This window comes from Conexibacter sp. CPCC 205762, from assembly GCF_030646155.1.
Classification (GTDB): domain Bacteria; phylum Actinomycetota; class Thermoleophilia; order Solirubrobacterales; family Solirubrobacteraceae; genus Conexibacter.
Genome location: NZ_JAUTDN010000069.1, coordinates 1 through 17,866, shown reverse-complemented (window position 1 = coordinate 17,866; position 17,866 = coordinate 1). Strand labels below are relative to the sequence as shown.

16 protein-coding genes, 1 tRNA gene and 1 pseudogene are annotated in these 17,866 nt (G+C 73.7%); 8 read left to right on the top strand and 10 right to left on the bottom strand.

The window, feature by feature from the left end; translation table 11 throughout:
• Both Q7L73_RS27570 and Q7L73_RS27565 read left to right on the top strand, forming a co-directional pair.
• Nucleotides 1–653, top strand: a 653-nt coding sequence (locus tag Q7L73_RS27570) for a helix-turn-helix transcriptional regulator (RefSeq protein ID WP_304715760.1), incomplete at its 5' end; no start/stop codon positions are given.
• A 54-nt stretch (nucleotides 654–707) separates the two neighbouring features.
• A complete protein-coding gene (locus Q7L73_RS27565) occupies nucleotides 708–1,520 on the top strand; it encodes a tyrosine-protein phosphatase (protein ID WP_304695519.1) in 813 nt (270 codons plus the stop codon).
• Nucleotides 1,521–1,527: 7 nt separating this feature from the next.
• Here the strand turns inward: Q7L73_RS27565 and Q7L73_RS27560 are convergent, their stop codons facing one another.
• The 3 genes from Q7L73_RS27560 to Q7L73_RS27550 form a co-directional block, all read right to left on the bottom strand.
• On the bottom strand, nucleotides 1,528–1,689 hold the full coding sequence (locus Q7L73_RS27560; RefSeq protein WP_304695521.1) for a hypothetical protein: 162 nt from the start codon (nucleotides 1,687–1,689) through the stop codon (nucleotides 1,528–1,530).
• A 207-nt stretch (nucleotides 1,690–1,896) separates the two neighbouring features.
• Complete coding sequence (locus tag Q7L73_RS27555; RefSeq protein ID WP_304695522.1) at nucleotides 1,897–2,931, bottom strand: metal ABC transporter substrate-binding protein; 1,035 nt, start codon at nucleotides 2,929–2,931, stop codon at nucleotides 1,897–1,899.
• A gap of 100 nt (nucleotides 2,932–3,031) precedes the next feature.
• Entirely contained in the window at nucleotides 3,032–3,511 is a 480-nt protein-coding gene (locus tag Q7L73_RS27550; protein WP_304695524.1) for a helix-turn-helix domain-containing protein, read from the bottom strand.
• Between the two features lie 59 nt (nucleotides 3,512–3,570).
• Here Q7L73_RS27550 and Q7L73_RS27545 point away from each other — a divergent pair, with 59 nt between their 5' ends.
• Nucleotides 3,571–4,458, top strand: a complete 888-nt coding sequence (locus Q7L73_RS27545; protein WP_304695526.1) for an NAD(P)H-binding protein — start codon at nucleotides 3,571–3,573, stop codon at nucleotides 4,456–4,458.
• A 37-nt stretch (nucleotides 4,459–4,495) separates the two neighbouring features.
• Here the strand turns inward: Q7L73_RS27545 and Q7L73_RS27540 are convergent, their stop codons facing one another.
• The 3 genes from Q7L73_RS27540 to Q7L73_RS27530 are packed head-to-tail and all read right to left on the bottom strand — an operon-like array spanning nucleotide 4,496 to nucleotide 7,163.
• Nucleotides 4,496–5,131, bottom strand: a complete 636-nt coding sequence (locus tag Q7L73_RS27540; protein WP_304695528.1) for an HAD family hydrolase — start codon at nucleotides 5,129–5,131, stop codon at nucleotides 4,496–4,498.
• Complete coding sequence (locus tag Q7L73_RS27535) at nucleotides 5,131–6,075, bottom strand: dihydrodipicolinate synthase family protein (protein ID WP_304695530.1); 945 nt, start codon at nucleotides 6,073–6,075, stop codon at nucleotides 5,131–5,133. The genes Q7L73_RS27540 and Q7L73_RS27535 overlap by 1 nt, the downstream gene beginning before the upstream one ends.
• On the bottom strand, nucleotides 6,072–7,163 hold the full coding sequence (locus Q7L73_RS27530; RefSeq protein WP_304695532.1) for a zinc-binding dehydrogenase: 1,092 nt from the start codon (nucleotides 7,161–7,163) through the stop codon (nucleotides 6,072–6,074). Before Q7L73_RS27530 ends, Q7L73_RS27535 begins: the two co-directional genes overlap by 4 nt.
• Nucleotides 7,164–7,425: 262 nt before the next feature.
• On the opposite strand from Q7L73_RS27530, the gene Q7L73_RS27525 reads away from it, so the two are divergent.
• Together Q7L73_RS27525 and Q7L73_RS27520 are read left to right on the top strand one after the other, a co-directional pair.
• Nucleotides 7,426–7,643, top strand: a tRNA-Leu gene (locus Q7L73_RS27525).
• 138 nt (nucleotides 7,644–7,781) lie between these two features.
• A complete protein-coding gene (locus Q7L73_RS27520) occupies nucleotides 7,782–9,962 on the top strand; it encodes a class I tRNA ligase family protein (RefSeq protein ID WP_304695534.1) in 2,181 nt (726 codons plus the stop codon).
• A gap of 95 nt (nucleotides 9,963–10,057) precedes the next feature.
• On the opposite strand, the gene Q7L73_RS27515 is transcribed toward Q7L73_RS27520, so the two are convergent.
• Entirely contained in the window at nucleotides 10,058–11,395 is a 1,338-nt protein-coding gene (locus Q7L73_RS27515; protein ID WP_304695536.1) for a globin-coupled sensor protein, read from the bottom strand.
• Between the two features lie 121 nt (nucleotides 11,396–11,516).
• Here Q7L73_RS27515 and Q7L73_RS27510 point away from each other — a divergent pair, with 121 nt between their 5' ends.
• The 3 genes from Q7L73_RS27510 to Q7L73_RS27500 all read left to right on the top strand — a co-directional run bounded on the left by Q7L73_RS27510 (nucleotide 11,517) and on the right by Q7L73_RS27500 (nucleotide 14,502).
• Nucleotides 11,517–12,770 carry a sorbosone dehydrogenase family protein gene (locus Q7L73_RS27510; protein WP_304695537.1) on the top strand — a complete coding sequence of 418 codons (1,254 nt, stop codon included), beginning with the start codon at nucleotides 11,517–11,519 and terminating at the stop codon, nucleotides 12,768–12,770.
• Nucleotides 12,770–13,585, top strand: coding sequence for an MBL fold metallo-hydrolase (locus Q7L73_RS27505; protein WP_304695539.1), 816 nt, complete (start codon nucleotides 12,770–12,772; stop codon nucleotides 13,583–13,585). Before Q7L73_RS27510 ends, Q7L73_RS27505 begins: the two co-directional genes overlap by 1 nt.
• A 134-nt stretch (nucleotides 13,586–13,719) precedes the next feature.
• Entirely contained in the window at nucleotides 13,720–14,502 is a 783-nt protein-coding gene (locus Q7L73_RS27500; RefSeq protein ID WP_304695541.1) for an SGNH/GDSL hydrolase family protein, read from the top strand.
• On the opposite strand, the gene Q7L73_RS27495 is transcribed toward Q7L73_RS27500, so the two are convergent.
• The 3 genes and pseudogenes from Q7L73_RS27495 to Q7L73_RS27485 all read right to left on the bottom strand — a co-directional run.
• Complete coding sequence (locus tag Q7L73_RS27495) at nucleotides 14,492–15,781, bottom strand: helix-turn-helix domain-containing protein (RefSeq protein WP_304695543.1); 1,290 nt, start codon at nucleotides 15,779–15,781, stop codon at nucleotides 14,492–14,494. The genes Q7L73_RS27500 and Q7L73_RS27495 overlap by 11 nt on opposite strands.
• A 110-nt stretch (nucleotides 15,782–15,891) precedes the next feature.
• Entirely contained in the window at nucleotides 15,892–16,953 is a 1,062-nt protein-coding gene (locus tag Q7L73_RS27490; protein WP_304695545.1) for a Glu/Leu/Phe/Val dehydrogenase, read from the bottom strand.
• A gap of 147 nt (nucleotides 16,954–17,100) precedes the next feature.
• A pseudogene (locus Q7L73_RS27485) lies at nucleotides 17,101–17,866 on the bottom strand (hypothetical protein); the annotation flags it as partial.

Below are 17,866 nucleotides of genomic sequence, written 5' to 3'. Positions count from 1 at the left end.
AGGCGAGCGCGGCGATCGCGCCGTGGCTGGCGCAGGCGGAGCGCGGCGCGCCGGCTCGCGCGAGCGCGGCGGCCGAGACGGCGGGCGCGGGCGCAGCGCCCCAGCCGGAACGCGCGACCGTCGCGGCCCAGGCGGCAGACGCCGGCGACGACCTCCCGCGCGCCGTGGCGGTCGAGCTGTGGACGACGGAGGCGCTCGCGCGCGAGGCGCTCGACGACCCCGACGGCGCCCGCGCCGCGGTCGAGCAGGCGCTCGCGCTGGCCGAGCCCGACGGCTTCCGTCACGAGCTGCTGGCGTACGCGCCGGCGGTGCGGGCGCCGCTGCGGCGGGCGATCCGCGCCGGCACGGCTCACCGCTCGTTCGCGGGCGAGCTGCTCGACGCGCTCGAGCGCGACGAGGCCCGGCCGCTGCCGCTGCCCGAGCCGCTCAGCGAGCGCGAGCAGGCGGTCCTGCGCTGCCTGCCGACGATGATGTCCAACCGCGAGATCGCAAGCGAGCTGTACGTCTCGGTCAACACCGTCAAGACGCACCTGAAGCACATCTACCGCAAGCTCGACGCGGGCGATCGCCGCGCCGCCGTCCGCCGCGCGCGCGAGCTGCAGCTGCTCGGCCCGGCGCCCGAGCCCGCGGCCGCCGCCGCGCCACGCGCCTGACCTCGCCGCGCCGCCCGGGGCCGGCGCAGCGGGCGGTCATCTAACCTGCCGCGGGTGTCGATCGCCGATGATCCGCGCCCCGCGCCGCCGCTGCCGGCGCTGCCGAACCTGCGCGACGCCGGCGGTCTGCCGACGCGCGACGGCGGCCGCGTCCGCAGCGGGCTGCTGTACCGCTCGGGCCAGCTCAACGGCGTCGACGGCGAGCTGCTCGGCGCCTTCGCCGCGCTCGGCGTGCGCACGGTCGTCGACCTGCGGACGGCGGCCGAGCGGGAGCGGCTGCCGGACCGCCTGCCGCCGGGCACGCGCCAGCTCGTCGCCGACGTGCTCGGCGACAGCGCGCAGTCGGCGCCGGCGCAGCTGCCGCGGCTGGTGAGAGAGGCGGCGAGGTTCGAGCAGGCGGTCCGCGACGGCGTCGTGCAGGAGCTGATGCAGCGGACCTACCGCAACTTCATCACGCTCCCGAGCGCGACCGCGGCGTTCGCGTCGCTCTACCGCGAGATCGCCGACGCGCCGGCCGGCGACCTGCCGCTGCTGTTCCACTGCACCGCCGGCAAGGACCGCACCGGCTGGGCCGCCGCGGCGCTCCTGCTGCTGCTGGAGGTGCCGGCGGCGACGGTGCTGGAGGACTTCATGCTGAGCGACCGGCTCGCCTTCGCCGGCTTCGCCGCGCTGGTCCAGAAGTTCGCGCAGGCCGGCGGCGACCCCGACCTGCTGCACCCGATCCTCGGCGTCGAGCCCGGCTACCTGGCCGCGGGGATCGACGAGCTGGAGGCCCGCCACGGCACCGTCGAGGCCTGGTTCGCCGACGGCCTCGGGCTCGACAGGGCCGCGCAGGAGCGTCTGCGCGCGCGGCTGCTGGAGCCGTGAGCGCCGCTCAGACGGCGGGCGACGAGCCTCTGACGAGCACCATCGAGGCGAGCAGCGCGACGGCGATCAGGCCGATCGTGATCGCCTTCAGCCGCCGCGGCGTCAGCCAGCCGTAGGTGCGCGTCGCGAGCCAGGCGCGGATGCCGCTGGCGCCCGCGGTGGCGGTCATCGCTCCGGCCATGCACTGCATGCACATGAGGCGATCGTACTCCTTGCCTGGTGGTGTGACCGGCAACGTTTGCCGGGTCGGGCTTGTCCTCGCCGCGCCTGGCGGCGTCCTCGATCACTCGAAAGACCCCGGTCTTCCTCGGATCTGCGTCCTTGCCAGCCACGACGATGACGGCGCCGGACCCGGCAAACGAAACCGGTCACACCACTAGATTCCGTCGATCGTGCAGCTCTTGGCGCCGTCGGTGAAGCCTCTGACCATCGCGTCGGCGTTGTGGGCCTCCATGCCGAGGTAGGTCTCGGCGCCGGAGCCCTCGGGGCCGAGCGCGTCGCCGTAGAGCTGGTACTCGGCGCTGACGCCGGTCTCCTGCGCGAGCGCCTGCGGCAGCTTGCGGTTGGCGCCGGACTCGGGGAAGACCGCTCTGACGCCCTCACGTCTGATCACTCTCGCGAGCGCGTCGACGTCACCGGCCGACGGCTGCGCCTGCGTCGTCAGCGACGGGATCACCGCGCCGACGACCGTGACGCCGTAGTGGTCGGCGAAGTAGCCGAGCGCGTCGTGGTCGGTGACGAGCTTGCGCTGCGCGGCCGGCACCTGGCCGAGGCACTGTCTGATGCCGACGTCGAGCGCTCTGACCTTGGCGACGTAGGCGGCGGCGTTTCTGGTGTAGACGGCTCTGCCGTCGGGGTTGGCTCTGATCAGCGCGTCGCGGACCTCGTCGGCGGCCGTCTCGACGTTGGTCGGGTCGTGCCACCAGTGCGGGTCGGTGCCGCCGTCGCCGTGGTCGTGACCGGCTTCGTCGCCGCCCTCGGCATGGTCGTGCTCCTCGTCCTCGCCGCTGCGCTGGACCGGCAGCGCGGAGGCGAGGTCGACCAGCGTCGGGTTGCCGGCGGCCTGGTCCTTGACGTCCTCGATCCAGTGGTCGAGCCCGTCGCCGCTCTCGAACACGAGCGACGCCTTCGAGACGGCGACGACGTCCTGCGGCCGCGGCTCGTAGTCGTGCGGGTCGCTGTTGGGCTGCAGCAGCTGGTCGACGTGGACGGCGTCGCCGCCGATCTCGCGGGCGAGGTCGCCGATGACGGTCGTGGTGGCGACGACGTTGACCGAGCCGGCGCCGCCGCTGCCGCCCGCGCTCGTCGCCGTGCCGCCGCCGTCGTCGTTGCTGCCGCAGCCGACCGCGAGCGCGGCGACGGCGGGGAGGAGGGCGAGCGGCAGGGCGCGGCGAAGGCGTGAGGTGGGCATGGACGGCAGCCTAGCGTAAAATGAGAACGGGTCTCGTCTTCATGACGCGACGGCGCGCTCCCCCACGTCGCGATCGCAGGCGCCGCAACGGATCAGACCACTACGCCGCCCGCGAAGCCTCACCCTCGACCTGAGCGTGAGAGGCGTCGTACGCGCCGCGCGCGGCGGCGATCTCGTCGTTGTGGGCGAACGACCATCTGACCAGCTCGGCGAGCGTCGCGCAGAGGCTGTAGCCGAGCGGCGTCAGCTCGTAGTCGACGCGCGGCGGGACGGTCGGGTGGACGGTCCGCGTCAGCAGCCCGTCGCGTTCGAGCGCGCGCAGCGTCCGCGTCAGCATCCGCTGCGAGACGAGCTCGATCTCGCGCTTCAGCTGCATGAACCGCAGCGGCCCGTCGCCGAGCAGCGTGATCACCATCACCGACCACTTGTCGCCGATCCGGTCGAGCACGTCGCGGACCGGGCAGGCACCGGGCCAGGGCAGCTCGCCGAGCGATTCGATCAGGTGGCTGCGCAGGCCTGGCGCGCCGCCGGGGTCGGTTCCCCCGGTGTGCCCCGGTGTCGAGAAAGTGCCGTCTTGCATGACATGACATGGTGACCGAAGATGTCCTCAGTATCAAATAGGAACCTAGGAGCCGTTCAGTGACCACTCTCGCCATCGCCGGTGCCTCCGGCAGTCTCGGCCGCCGCACGGCGGAGCTCGCGCTGGAGCGCGGCGTCGCGCCCGCGGACCTCGTGCTCGTCACGCGCGACCCGGACAAGCTGGCCGAGTTCGCCGCGCGCGGCGCGCAGGTCCGCGCGGGCGACTTCGACCAGCCGCAGACGCTCGCCGAGGCGTTCGCGGGCGTCGAGCGGCTGCTGCTGATCTCGACTGACGCCGTCGGCCGCCGCGTGGCTCAGCACAGCGCCGCGATCGACGCCGCGAAGGCCGCGGGCGTGAAGCACGTCGCCTACACCTCGCTGCCCGCTCCGACCGAAGATCACCCGACCGGCCCGCTCGCCGCCGACCACCTCGGGACCGAGGAGGCGCTGAAGGCGAGCGGCCTCGACTGGACCTTCCTGCGCAACTCGCTCTACACCGACCTGCAGCTCGCCAGCGGCGCCCACGCGGTCGCCAGCGGCCAGCTCGTCACGAACGCCGGCGCCGGCAAGATCGCCTATGTCACGCGCGAGGACTGCGCCGCGGCGGCCGCCGGCTGGCTCGCCGACGGCGGCCACGTCGGCGAGGCGCTCGACGTGACCGGCCCGGCGCTCGTCACGCAGGCGGAGCTGGCGGCGGCGCTGTCGGCCGCCTCCGGCCAGCCGGTCGCGGTCGTCGACGTCGACGACGCGGCGTTCGCCGAAGGCCTCGTCGCCGGCGGCGTGCCGGCGCCGCTGGCGAGCGTCTTCGCCGGCTTCGGCACGGCGATCCGCACCGGCCTGCTGGAGACGCGGACCGACGTCGTCGAGCAGCTGAGCGGCCGCGCGCCGACCTCGGTCGCCGACTTCCTCGCCGCGCACGCCGACGCGCTCACGAGCGCGCCCGCTTAGCGAGCGTCAGCGGAGGCGGCGCGCCCGGCGCCGCCTCTCAGGCCGCTTCGAGCCGGTCGTAGCGCACGAGTCCGCCGATCTCGGCCGGCGTCTGCAGTTGCGCGGCGCCGGCCGGGCGTGCGCCGTAGCCCCAGGCGGCGTGCAGGAAGCGCATGCCGGCATGGCGCGCGGCCGCGCAGTCGACGTCCATGTCGCCTATGAAGACGGCGTCCTCGACGTCGACGCGCGCCTCGTTGACGGCGATCAGCAGCGGCCACGGCGACGGCTTGCCGGGGTGGCGCGACTCGGGCGTCTGGACCGTCTCGAACGGGACGTCGAACTGCGACAGCGTCCAGTAGGTCTGCGGCCGCGCCTTCGAGGTCACGACGCCGAGCTTGACGCCGGCGATCGCGAGCGTCTCCAGCGCCTCCTCGATCCCGTCGAAGGCCGGCACGCGCGGCGCGGTCCGCAGCGCGGTCGCGCGGTAGACGCGCTCGATCTCCTCCGCCTCGTCGCTCAGCCCCAGCCGCTCCATGATGTCGGCGAAGGGGCGGCCGATCTCGCGGAAGTAGGCGGCGAAGCCGACCGTCACGCCGAGGTCGCGCTGGACCGCCTCCCACGCCTCTTCCATTGCGTCCCGCGAGTCGACCAGGACGCCGTCGAGATCGAATAGAGCGAGCCGGCAGCGGCTCATCAGACGATCGCCAGCTCGCGCATCGCGGCCAGCACTTCCTCTCTGCGGATCGGGTCCAGCGGCGTCAGCGGCAGCCGCGTCGCCGGCGAGGCGATCACGCCCTTGGCGAAGAGGATCTCCTTGTAGCTGCGGATCCAGCCGTTCTTCGCCGTGATGCAGGGCGAGACGCCGGGCACGACCTCGCGCAGCAGGACCGTCCGCGCGCCCTCCAGGTCGCCGCCCTCGAAGTGGCGGTGGACGCGCGAGATCGCGCTCGGGTCGACGTTGCTCCAGCCGACCGAGGAGCCGATCGCGCCGTGACGCAGCCCCATCAACAGCATGTTCTCGTCGCCGACGAGCACCTCGACCTCGGGCGCGCCCGCGCGCATCGCCGCGACCTTCGCCGGGTCGACGATCGACATCTTCACGTAACGGACGTTGGGCGACTGCTCGTGCAGCCGGCGGACGCGCTCGACGCTCAGCTCGATCCCGCCGCCGCCGTCGTACGGCATCACGGGCAGGTCGATCGCGCTCGCGACGGCCGCGAAGTGGGCCTCGACGGAGGCGACCGTGTGGTCGAAGTAGTACGGCGGCTGCACCATCACGCCCTCGGCGCCGAGCGCCTGCGCGTGCTTGGCGAGCGCGACCGAGACGCTGGTCGCGCTGTTGCCGACGCCGAAGGTGATCGGCAGCCGGCCGGCGACGATCTTCGTCAGCGTCGTCATCAACGCCGCCTGCTCCTCGACCGACATCGTGAAGAACTCGCCGGTCGTGCCGAGTCCGATGATCCCGTCGACACCGCCGTCGATGATGTAGTCGACGAGCGAGGCGAGCGAGCGCTCGTCGACCTCGCCGTCCTCGGTGAACGGGGTCAGCAGGAGGACCTGCGCGCCTATCGGGCGCGCATGGTGGCGTGGGGTGGGTGGGTGGGCACCGTTTCCATTGCCGAACGCGGTGGGTGTCATGAGAAGGTGACCATCGCCTTTCCTGCGGCACGGACGGTGAACAGCTCGGCCGGATCGCCGAGCGCGTCGAAGCGGTGGACGTCGGTGATCGCCCGCGTCAGGTCGACGGCGGTCGAGCCGACGAGCGCGATCGCGGGCGCGAAGTCCTCGTAGAAGGTCTCGCCGCTGCCGACGACGCGCAGGTCGCGCAGGCAGATGTCGCTCGGGCTGACGGCGATCTCGCCGAGGTCGGCGAAGTTGCCGATCTCGATCAGCGTCCCGCTCCAGCCCAGCAGCGAGAGGCCGCTCTTGAACGCGGCCGGCGTGCCGGCGGCGTCGACGACGAGCGGGAAGCCGTCGCGCTCGTGCGCCAGCTCGGCCGCCTGCTCGACGCTCGCGACCGTCTCGAAGCCGAGCGCGGCGGCCAGCTCGCGGCGCGTGCGGTCGTGCTCGACGACGGTCGCGGTGCCGCCGGCGGCGTCGATCGCGACCGCTGCGCAGAGGCCGATCACGCCGAAGCCGAGCACGAGCCCGTTCAGCCCCGCCGGCACGTAGCGCGGCCCGAAGCCCTTGCGCAGCGCGCTCAGCACGCACGCCATCGGCTCGGCGAAGACGACCCGCTCGGCCGCGAGCCCGTCCGGCACCGGGAAGAGGCGCGTGCCGGGCAGCAGCGTCATGTACGGCGCAAAGCCGCCGGTCAGGCCGTTGCCGCTCATCGTCAGGCCGTAGCAGGGGCGGTCGAGGCAGCGGTCTCCGCCCGTGCAGCCGGCGCAGTCGCCGCACGGCACGCCGGGCGCGATCAGCACGCGGTCGCCGACGGCCAGCGGCCCCGGCGCGACGAGCGCGTGCCCGTCGGGCAGGCGCTCGATCCGGCCGATCACCTCGTGGCCGAGCAGCTGCGGCAGCGGGATCTCGATCTTGCCCGCCCAGATGTGGTGGTCGGTGCCGCAGACGCCGGTCGTCTCGACGCGCAGCAGCGCGCCGCGCGGCGGCAGCGGCCGATGGCCGACACGGATCGCGCCGGGTCCGTGCAGTTCGAAGACGCGCACGGTCGGCCGCAGACGTTCGGCCGCGCGCACGCCGTCGCTCGTTGAAGTGAACGATGACATGGGTTAATTGCACCTCGGCGCTCGCCGGATGGGTCAGTGCAACGGATGAGGGTGCCGCCGGAGTCCCCCTTCGACAGCACCTGAGGGCGAGCCTACAGGCCGCTCGGAGGCGTTGCAAGACGAAGGTGTTTCCGATCTGTTTTCACGTTGTTATGCGGTGTCCGCGCCCGAACCGGCCAGCAATTGACTTCCGCGAGACGGCCTGCCTATACTCGCTTCGAGCCGTCCGGGGGACACGGCGCGGCTCACCCGTTTCATGCGAGCGTCCGTAGCTCAACTGGTCAACGGTGAACTCAATAGACCCGTGCGCAAAGGCGTGCGCCAGCCCTCAAGCCGAAGGGATCGAGACCAAATCTTCCCCGTTTCGGTGGCTGATGCCGCGCAAGCGGCCCTCGCCTTGGGCGTACATCGTCGAACAGTTTGCTCAAGAGCTCCAGGTTTAGGGCCTGGAAGATGCGGGTTCGAATCCCGTCGGGCGCATAGAAGTTCTTGATGGATCATGGAGTTCAGAAAGCCGAAGATCACCTCTCGTCGAGGTGAAGATCGCCGTGTTGCGGTCGATTTGGGGTGAATCACTTCGGTTGCCGACCAGCAAGGCCGACATTTTTTGGGGGGACGATGGCCTCACAGAGCGTTACGCCGGATTACACGCCGGCCGCGATCGAAGCGCGATGGCAGGAGGCATGGCGCGAGGCGGGAGCGTTCCGCACGCCGCCGCCCAGTGAGGGCGAGCAGCCGGCGTACATCTTCTCGGCCTGCCCGTTCACTTCGGGCAGCGCCCACATGGGCCACATCCGCAGCTACTCGATATCGGACGCGTACGCGCGCTACCTGCGCACGCGCGGCCGCTCGGTGCTGTTCTCGATCGGCTTCGACGCCTTCGGCCTGCCGACCGAGATCGGCGCGATCAAGAACCAGCTGACGCCGAACGAGTGGGTCCAGCAGTGCCGCGCGCGGATGCGCGACCAGTTCGACCGGCTCGGCTACTCGTTCGACTGGGAGCGCGAGTGGGTCACGAGCAAGCCCGAGCTGTACAAGTGGACGCAGTGGCTGTTCCTGCTGCTGCTGAGAGAGGGCCTCGTCTACCACGCCGAGGGCCAGGTCGACTGGTGCGACAACTGCAAGACGGTGCTCGCGAGCCTGCAGGTCGAGGACGGCGCCTGCTGGCGCTGCCATGAGCCGACGCGGCTCGTCGAGCGCTCGCAGTGGTACCTCGGCATCAGCCGCTACCTGGAGGAGAACGAGCGCGGGATGGAGCTGCTCGGCGGCTGGAACCCCGCCGCCGTCGGCGCCCAGAGAACGATGCTCGGCCGCGTCGACGGCGTCGAGCTGGACGGCGCGACGCTCGACGGCACGCAGCTGACCGTCTTCACTCCGCACGCCGACCATGTCGACGACGCCGAGTTCGTCGCGCTGTCGCCGAGCCATCCCGACGTCGACGCCTGGATCCTCGACGACGAGGTGCGCGCGCAGGTGGCGCGGATCCGCAGCGGCGGCATCGCCCGCGACGAGCGCGGCGCCGACAACGTGCCGATCGTCGACAGCGGCCGCACGCTCGGGATCGCCGGCTACAGAGATCCGCTGCCGGTGATCGTCACGCCGGCCGTCGACGCGCGCTTCGGCCGCACCGCCGTGCTCGGCGTCCCGTCGGTCGACCGCACCGACGCGGCGATCGCGAGACGGCTCAGAAGAGGCGCCTCGATGTTCGCCTGGAAGCTGCCGCCCGGCCCGCCGCGCGTGCGCGAGGCCGCCCGCTACAAGGCGCGCGACTTCCCGATCTCACGCCAGCGCGCCTGGGGCGCGCCGATCCCGCTCGTCCACTGCGACAGCTGCGGGACGGTGCCGGTGCCGGAGGAGCAGCTGCCGGTGCGGCTGCCCGACGACCTGCGCCCGACCGGCGAGGGCAACGTGCTCGCGCAGCGCGAGGACTTCCTCGCCGCGACCTGTCCGCAGTGCGGCGGCGCCGCCCGCCGCGAGACCGACACGCTCGACTGCCACGTCGACGGCCTGTGGCAGTGGTTCCCGTTCTCGGCGCCGGCCGGCGAGCGCGAGAACGCGATGTTCTCGCACAGCGAGATGGAGCGCTGGCTGCCGGTCCACCAGGTGATCTGGGGCGCGGACGGCGGCGGCTCGATGTTCGACCAGCGGATGACGGCGAAGGTGCTGCGCGACGTCGGCGTGCTGCCGCACATCGAGCACGGCGAGCCGCACGAGCGCGTGCTGATGCACGAGATGGTCCACCTCGACGGCCGCAAGATGTCCAAGCACCTCGGCAACGTCGTCGACCCCGACGAGCTGCTGCAGCGGGTCGGCGCCGACACCGTCCGGCTCGCGGTGCTGTACGCCGCGGCGCCGACCAACGTGCTGACCTGGACCGACCAGGCGCTGCAGTACTGCCGTCGCTGGCTGGTCGCCTTCTGGGGCTACGCGCTGCCGCGGATCGAGGGCGTCGGCGAGGTGCCGGAGCCCGACCCGGAGGAGGGCTCGGCGAAGCTGCGGGCGCGCCTGGACAACTGGAGAGGCGTCGCGCTGCGGCGCATCACCGAGAACTACGACGGGCTCGAGACCCACCGCGCGGCGCGCAACGTGATGACGCTCGTCGAGCGGATCAGAGACTACGAGCAGCGCGTGATCAGACAGCAGGGCGAGCTGACCGCGAGCGATACGGCGGCGCTGCAGAGCGCGCTGCTGACGGCGATCCAGTGCCTCGCGCCGCTGGCGCCGCACGTCGCCGAGGAGCTGTGGGCGGCCGCCGGCCAGGAGGGCCTCGTCGCGCTCGCGCCGTGGCCTGAGCAGTAAGGCGCACAGCCCGCGCCGCCGGCCGGCGGCGCGGTGCCGGAACTTCCTCAGCGCGGGGCGTCAGGTTCGGGGGAGCCTGACGCCTCGCTTCTCTTCTAGCGGCGCGCGTCCTCGATCAGCGCGCGGGCGTCGTCGAGCGAGCCGGCGAGCGACTCGCCGAGCGCGCCGAGCCGCTCCGCCATCGTCGCGACCTGCTGCGAGACGCCGGTCAGCTCCTCGGCCGAGCGCGAGACGTCCTCGACGCCGGCGACGATCTCGCCGAGCGAGCCGGCGGTCGTGCCGATCGCGCCGTCGATCGCCTCGAAGCTGTCGCGCGCCTCGCCGGCGTGCTGCTCGACCGAGGAGACCTGGTCGCCGGTCTGCGCGACGGCGTCGCTGACCGACTCGATCGCGGCGAGCGAGTTCGCGTTCAGCTGCGTGATGTCCTGCAGCGCGTTGCGGGTGCGGTCGGCGAGGCGGCGGACCTCCTCGGCGACGACGGCGAAGCCGCGGCCGTGCTCGCCGGCGCGGGCCGCCTCGATCGCGGCGTTGAGCGCCAGCAGGTTGGTCTGGTCGGCGATCTCGCGGATGCCGGTGACGATCGAGGAGATCTCGCGCGTCTGCTCGGTCAGCGCGGCGATCTGCTCGGAGATCTGCTCGACGCCCTCGCGCATGTCGCCGACGGCCTGGTCGGTGCCGCTGGTGACGTCGGCGCCGCCTCTGGCGAGCGTGACCGACTGCGCCATCAAGTCGCTGGCGCTGGCGGCGCGGTCGGCGATCCCGCCGGAGGTGCGGTGCAGCTCGGTCGCGGAGGCGTAGGACTGCTGCGCGGCCGCGGCCAGCGACTGCGAGACGGTCGTCACCTCCTTCTGCTCCTCGGCGACGCGCCGCGTCTGCTGCTCGAGCTGGTCGACCAGCTCGACCGTGCGGTCGCGCGCGTCGATGAAGGTCTGCGTCACGACCGCGACGTCGGCGGTCGTCAGCTTGCGGTAGGCGATCAGCGCCTGCGCGAGCCGCTCGGGGTCGTCGCCGTGGCGCTCGATCAGGAACGGGATCGCGACGCGGTCGAGCTGGAGTATCGCGCCGATGAAGGCGCCGATCGGCAGGTCGATCTTGTCGTGGACTATGCCGATCCGGACGATCTCCTCGATCCGCCCGCGGCCGTACTCGCCCGACCAGACGCCGCGGAAGTAGCGCTTGAGCGTCTGCGCGAGACGGTCGATCGTCGAGTTCCTCTCGATGATCTCGCGCAGCTCCGCCTGCTGCAGCACATGGCCGTAGAAGGCGTCCGGCAGCCCCTCGACCAGCGACGCCGGCGGCGCGGCCTCTGCCAGCAGCCTCAGATCCGTCCGGTTCAGCAGGCAGAACGCGAGCAGGTCGTTCCAGCGCGCGTCGCCGACGTCGAGCGGCGCGCCGGAGGTGTCGGCGGAGGCAGGGGGAGAGGCGATGGCCATCGGGGTGATTCCTTCTACGTAGCGGTTGGAGGCGGCGCACCGCGCTGCGACCGGCGGCGGGGCCTCATCCGGGTGGTCGGCCCGGCGGCCCGCGTCTTGACCGTCTGCCATCCTCGTCGGCATGTACCGACGCGCTCGTCTGACCTCCATCTGCACCGCGTTCGCGACCGTCGTCGCGCTGACCGCCTGCGGCGACACGCCCGCTCGGACCTCGACGAGCACGACGCCGGCCGCGGACTCCGGCGGCGGAGGCGGGAGCGCGACCGCGCCAACGTCTCAGACGGCCGCCGCCAGAGGCGTGAAGCTGACCCGCGTCGGGCGCCTCGACAACCCCGTCTGGATCACGCAGGCGCCGGGCGACAGATCGCGCCTGTTCGTCGTCGAGCAGCCCGGCAGGATCCGCGTCATCCGCAACGGCAGAACGCTGTCGCAGCCGTTCGCGGACCTGACCAGCCGGCTCGTCAGCGGCGGCGAGCAGGGCCTGCTGTCGATCGCCTTCGCGCCCGACTACCAGCAGAGCGGCCTGCTGTACGCCTTCTTCACCGACAGAGCCGGCGACGAGCGCGTCGTCGAGCTCCGCAGAGGGTCGAGCCCGGACCGCTCCGACGGCAGCGTCCGCACGGTCCTGACGCAGGCCGACGAGGAGTCCAACCACAACGGCGGCCTGCTGCTGTTCGGCCCCGACGACAGGCTCTACATCGGCATCGGCGACGGCGGCGGCGCCTTCGACCGCCACGGCGCCCACGGCAACGGCCAGAACCTCAACACGCTGCTCGGCAAGATCCTGCGGATCGACCCGCGCAAGAGCGGCGGCAAGCCGTACACGGTGCCGGCCGACAACCCGTTCGTGGGCCGCTCCGGCGCCAAGCCGGAGATCTGGTCCTACGGCCTGCGCAACCCCTGGCGCTTCTCGTTCGACCGCCAGACCGGCGACCTGTCGATCGCCGACGTCGGCCAGAACGAGATCGAGGAGATCGACTTCGTGCCGAAGAAGGGCGCCCGCGGCGCCGGTCCCGGCGCCGGGCTCAACTTCGGCTGGCGCGCCTGGGAGGGGACCAACCGGATCGACCGCGAGATCAACCCGAGACCGGTCGTCTTCCCCGTCCTGGAGTACAGCCACAAGAGCGGCGGCTGCTCGGTCACCGGCGGCTACGTCGTGCGCGACCCGCGCCTGACCTCGCTCAGAGGGCAGTACGTCTACGGCGACTTCTGCAAGGGCGAGCTGATGGCGGCGAAGCTGAAGCGGCCGAGAGCGAGCGGCAACCGCGCGCTCGGGATCAGAGTGCCGGGGATCACGTCGTTCGGCGAGGACCTCTCGGGCCGCGTCTACGTGATCTCGCAGAGCGGGCCGGTCTACCGTCTCGACCCGCGCTGATGGCCGCCGGCGTGGACCTGCTCGCACGGCACGACGTCGCCGAGGTCCGCGCCGACAACCCGGGGCCGTTCACGCTGACCGGCACCAACAGCTGGATCGTCGGCCGTGACCCGGCCTGGGTGATCGACCCCGGCCCCGCGCTCGACGCCCACCTCGACGCGCTTGCCGCGGCGCTGGCGGCGCGCGGCGGGCTCGGCGGGATCGCGCTGACGCACGACCACCCCGACCACGCCGAGGGCGTCCCCGGGCTGCTGGCGCGCAGCGGGCCGGCGCCGGTCGCCGCCGCGCGCGGGGCGGTCGACGTGACGCTCGCCGACGGCGCCGCGTTCGGGCCGCTGACGGCGGTCGCGACGCCCGGCCACTCGCCCGACCACCTCGCCTACGTGCTCGGCCCGATCGGCTTCAGCGGCGACGTCGTGCTCGGCGCCGGCTCGACGCTGCTGATCCCCGAGCCGGGCGCGCTGCGCGGCTACCTGCGGGCGATGGAGCGGCTGCGGACGCTGAGACTGCGGCTGATCGCGCCCGGCCACGGTCCGCTCGTGGAGGACCCGGAGTCGAAGCTGCGCGACTCCGCCGCCCACCGGCTGGAGCGCGAGCGGATGCTGCTCGCCGCGCTCGCCGCCGGCGACCGCACGGTCGACGAACTGCTCGACAGCGTCTGGGCCGATGCCCCGGCCGCGCTGCGGATGGCGGCGACGGTGACGCTCGCCGCCCACCTCGACAAGCTCGACGAGGAGGGGCGGCTGCCGGCCGGCGTGGAGCGGCCTCCGTGGCCGCTGCCGCTCGGCCGCGTCGGTCAGCACACCGAAAGTTGAGCGTTCGCAACAGGCGACCGCTCGAACTTTGTCGCGCAATGCAGAGATTCGCCTGCTGGCGCTGAGATAGGTTCGTTCCCGTCCGCAGGGCAGGCCCGGGCCCGCCGACCACCACAGCAGGAGGGGAGAACATCATGCGAAACGTCCTTCGCGGCGTCGCGCCGCTCGTCTGTGCCGTCGCCATCGCCGGCGCGGCCGCCGGCAGCGCGGCCGCCGCCGACCGCTACGTCGCGCTCGGCGACTCGTACTCGTCAGGCACCGGCACCGGCTCGTACACGCTCAACTCAGGGTGTCAGCGCAGCACCTACGCGTACCCGTACCTCGCGTCGAGACAGCGCGCGAACACCGACCTCGTCTTCGTCGCCTGCTCGGGCGCGAAGACCGACGACGTGATGGCGAACCAGATCTCGTCGGTGACGGCGTCGACTGCGCTCGTCTCGATCACGATCGGCGGCAACGACGCCGGCTTCTCCAGCGTCGTCACGTCGTGCGTGACCATAGGCTGCTCCAGCGCGATCGCGAACGCGATCACCTACATCAGAAACACGCTGCCGGGCAAGCTCAACACCGTCTACTCGGCGATCCAGAGACAGGCGCCGTCGGCGAGAGTCGCCGTGCTCGGCTACCCGCGCCTCTTCAGCAGCTCCAGCTGCGCCGGCACGACCGGCATCGACGCCAGCGAGCGGACCCAGCTCAACGGCGTCGCCGACCTGCTCGACTCGACGATCGCGAGCCGCGCCGCCGCCTACGGCTTCAGCTACAGAAGCGCGATCCCGTCGTTCACCGGGCATGCCGTCTGCTCCAGCAGCGCATGGCTGAACGGGCTCAACATCCTCTCCACCGGGGAGTCGTTCCACCCCAACAGAACGGGCCACGCGAGCGGCTACACGCCGCTCGTGCGCAGCGTCATCGGCTAGGGCCGAGCCGCAGGCGCCGGGCGCGGAGGGCCAGCTCCAGCTCGAGCCGGCCCTCCGGGTCGTCGAGCCGCTCGCCCAGCAGCGCCCGCAGCCGCCCGACGCGGTAGCGGACCGTCTGCGCGTGGACGTGCAGCTCGGCGGCGGCGAGGCTGGCTGCGCCGCGATGGCGCAGCCACGCCTCCAGCGTCTCCAGCAGCCGCTCGCGGGTCGTCGCCGGCAGCGTCGCCAGCGGCGCCAGCGCGGTCCGCTCCAGCCGGCTGCTGAGCGCCGGCGCTGCGCTCAGCAGCAGGTCGACGCGATGGTCGTCGGCGACGACGAGCGCCGGCGGGCTGTCGCGCGCGAGCGCCAGCGCCAGCCGCGCCCAGCGCGCCGACTCGGCCGCCTGCGCCAGCTCGACGGTCGGGCCGAGCGCCCCGCGCAGCCCGGCCAGCCGCCGTCGCAGCGCCGCGGGCCGGCCGGGCGCGTCGGGGTCGGGCAGCAGCGCCCAGCAGCCGTCGTCGAGCACGCCGAGCAGCGCGTCGGCGGGCAGGCGGGTGGCGAGCGAGCCCGGCTCCGCCCGCCCGAACGCGAGCGCGGCGACGAGCGGCGCGGCGTCGGACGTCGCGCGCGGCGCGAGGGCGTCGCCGTTCGGCAGGCGGGCGCGGGCGGCGCCTGGCGGCCAGCCGGCGGCGGTGCAGAGGCGCGCCAGCTCCTGCTGCGACGGCGCCGGCAGGCGCAGCAGGGCGGTGAGCAGCCGCCGGCGGCTGGCGTCGCGGTCGTCGCCGCGGGCGGCCTGCTCGCCGGCGAAGCCCTCCGCCGAGGCGGCGGAGATCTCGGCGAGGCAGGCGAGGATCGCGTCGCCGAGCGCATGCAGCGTCTCCTGCGGCAGGACCGCGGCGCCGTCGGCCGTGGCGAGCGCCCGCCAGGTCTCGCGCGCGGCGTGGTGGTAGGCCGCCAGCAGCCCGGCGAGCGAGCGGCCGGCGCGCAGCTGGCCGCGGCCGAAGCCGACGTAGAGGCCGCGTCCCGGCAGCTGCTCGTGCGGCCCGCGCGAGATCACCGCCAGCAGCCCGCGGACGCCGTGCTCGACGCCGTGGCGGGCGTTCGGTCTGCCGACGATCCACTCGCGCGGCACGTCGCCGCTGACGACCGCGGCGACGACGTCGTCGACGACCGCGTCGAGCGACGGCGCCAGCCGCGCCGCGACGGCGGGCCCGAGCGCCTCCCAGCGCACGACGACGTCGCCGGCGGCCTCGACGCCGCCGACCACGCTCCCGCTCAGCTCGGCGCGTCGTTCGTCCACCTCTGCTCCCCTTCCCCGGCCACGAACGTATCCGATCGCGGACGGGGCGGGGGAGGGTGGGGTCAGCGGGCGGCGTCAGACGCGGCGAGGCGCCCGGCGCGTGGGCGGCGTCAGGCGGCGCGAGCCGCTTCGAGCCGCTGCTCGCCGAGCACCAGCGCGGCGTCGAGCGGCGTCACGCGCTCCGCCTCCGCGGCGGCGAACACCTCCGCCAGCGTGTCGCCGATCGCGCGCACGCGTCTGCGCGCGACGGCGGCGTCGTAGCCGCTCGGCTCCAGCTCGACGGCGATGTTGACGATCCCGCCGGCGTTGCAGACGAAGTCCGGCGCCCACACGATCCCGCGCGCGGCCAGCATGCCGGCGACGTGGTCGGTCGCGAGCTGGTTGTTGGCCGCGCCGGCGATCGCCGCGCAGCGCAGCCGCGGCACGACCGTCTCGTCGAGCAGGCCGCCCAGCGCGCAGGGGGAGACGAGGTCGACCTTCGCCGTCAGCGCTCTCGCGGGCGTCGTCCATCTCGCCCCGAGCTTCTCCGCCAGCGCGCGCTTGGACTGGTCGACGTCGGCGAGCACGAGTCTCGCACCCGCTCTCGCGCAGCGCTGCGCGACGCGCGAGCCGACGTGGCCGAGGCCGATGACGGCGATCGTGCGGCCGCTGAGCGAGCCGTCCCCGTCGAACGCCTGCCCGAGCGTCGTCCTGATCGCCGCCTCGACGCCGAGCGCGGTGAAGGGGCTCGGGTCGCCGGAGCCGCCGAGGCGGGTGGCGAGGCCGGAGACGTGTCTCGTCGCCTCCGCGATCACCGGCATGTCGCGGCTGCCGATGCCGACGTCCTCTGCGGTCACGTAGCGGCCGCCGAGCTGGTCGACCGTCTCGCCGAAGTCGAGCAGCGCGTCCCGCCGCAGCGCACCGGTCAGTCTGAGGCCGGGCGGGAGCGCGATCACGCCCTTGCCGCCGCCGAGCGGCTGGTCGGCGCAGGCGGCCTTGTAGGTCATCGCCCGCGCCAGCCGCAGCGCGTCGCGGACGCCGAACGCCGGGTGGTCGTAGCTCCAGACGCGGCAGCCGCCGAGCGCTGGGCCGCGGACCGTCGAGTGGACGGCGACGATCGTCGTCAAGCCCGAGCGCGGGCCGCGCCGGACGTACAGCTCCTCGTGGTCGAGCGGTGGCAGCAGGGGGTCCATCGCGGCACCGTATCGCGGCGCCGAGACGAGCCGCCGCGACAGCTGTCGCGTGCCCCGATCGCGCCGCCCGTCAGGCGCGACGCGCGGTGGGCGCCGGCCGCGATCGACGCGGGAGGGCGGCGGCGCGCGCGGGAACCGCCGCGCGAGCTACGGCCGCAGCGGCGGCGTGGTGTTGCTGGCGGCGGGGGCGCCGCCGGAGCTGGCGGGCGTGCCGGGCGTCGAGGTCGTGGCGCCGGTCGCGGGCGGGGTGGGCGGCGTCGTGGTACCGGTCGTGCCGCTGCCGGTGCCGCTGGTGCCGGTCGTCGGCGGGGCGGTCGTGGTGCCGCTGCCGCTCGTGCCGGAGCCGCTGGTGCCGCTCCCGTTCGTGCCCGTGCCGCTGGTGCCACTTCCGGTCGTGCCGCTGCCGCTGCCCGTCGTGCCGCTGCCCGTGCCGGTCGTCGGCGTCGTGTCGATCGGCGTCGTCGGCTCCGGCTCCTCAACCGGCGGCAGATCCTCGATCGCGCCGTCGATCGGCGCGGCGGCACCGCCGCTGACGTTCGGATCGGCCGTTCTCGGCGCGGTCGCGATCGGCGTCGCGACCGCGACGACCGAGCCGCTGCCGCGCTGCGCGAGTCTCAGCTTCGCCGGCTGCGGGGCGGGCGCGCTGCTGCCGGAGCCCGGCTGCGCCGCCGCCGAGGCCGGCGCGGGCGCCGGGGTCGCCTGCACCGAGGCGGCCGCCGCCTGCAGCGGCGGCTGCGCCGGCCGGACGCCTCTGACGACGATCGCGGCCGGCTTCGAAGAGGGGGGAGAGAGCGTCCGCTTGACCTCGACCGCGCCGCCGCCGGCGACGACCGCCGCCGCGACGACCGCCGCGACATGCCCGGCCGTGACCGCGCCGCCGCCGACCGCTGCGCCGCCGGCCATCGCGGCCGCG

Excerpts from the sequence above, each read along its gene's own strand:
- Q7L73_RS27560 (WP_304695521.1), bottom strand. The coding sequence starts at position 1,689 with ATGACCGCCACCGCGGGCGCCAGCGGCATCCGCGCCTGGCTCGCGACG.
- Q7L73_RS27555 (WP_304695522.1), bottom strand. The coding sequence starts at position 2,931 with ATGCCCACCTCACGCCTTCGCCGCGCCCTGCCGCTCGCCCTCCTCCCC.
- Q7L73_RS27550 (WP_304695524.1), bottom strand. The coding sequence starts at position 3,511 with ATGCAAGACGGCACTTTCTCGACACCGGGGCACACCGGGGGAACCGAC.
- Q7L73_RS27540 (WP_304695528.1), bottom strand. The coding sequence starts at position 5,131 with ATGAGCCGCTGCCGGCTCGCTCTATTCGATCTCGACGGCGTCCTGGTC.
- Q7L73_RS27535 (WP_304695530.1), bottom strand. The coding sequence starts at position 6,075 with ATGACACCCACCGCGTTCGGCAATGGAAACGGTGCCCACCCACCCACC.
- Q7L73_RS27530 (WP_304695532.1), bottom strand. The coding sequence starts at position 7,163 with ATGTCATCGTTCACTTCAACGAGCGACGGCGTGCGCGCGGCCGAACGT.
- Q7L73_RS27520 (WP_304695534.1), top strand. The coding sequence starts at position 7,782 with ATGGCCTCACAGAGCGTTACGCCGGATTACACGCCGGCCGCGATCGAA.
- Q7L73_RS27515 (WP_304695536.1), bottom strand. The coding sequence starts at position 11,395 with ATGGCCATCGCCTCTCCCCCTGCCTCCGCCGACACCTCCGGCGCGCCG.
- Q7L73_RS27510 (WP_304695537.1), top strand. The coding sequence starts at position 11,517 with ATGTACCGACGCGCTCGTCTGACCTCCATCTGCACCGCGTTCGCGACC.
- Q7L73_RS27505 (WP_304695539.1), top strand. The coding sequence starts at position 12,770 with ATGGCCGCCGGCGTGGACCTGCTCGCACGGCACGACGTCGCCGAGGTC.
- Q7L73_RS27500 (WP_304695541.1), top strand. The coding sequence starts at position 13,720 with ATGCGAAACGTCCTTCGCGGCGTCGCGCCGCTCGTCTGTGCCGTCGCC.
- Q7L73_RS27490 (WP_304695545.1), bottom strand. The coding sequence starts at position 16,953 with ATGGACCCCCTGCTGCCACCGCTCGACCACGAGGAGCTGTACGTCCGG.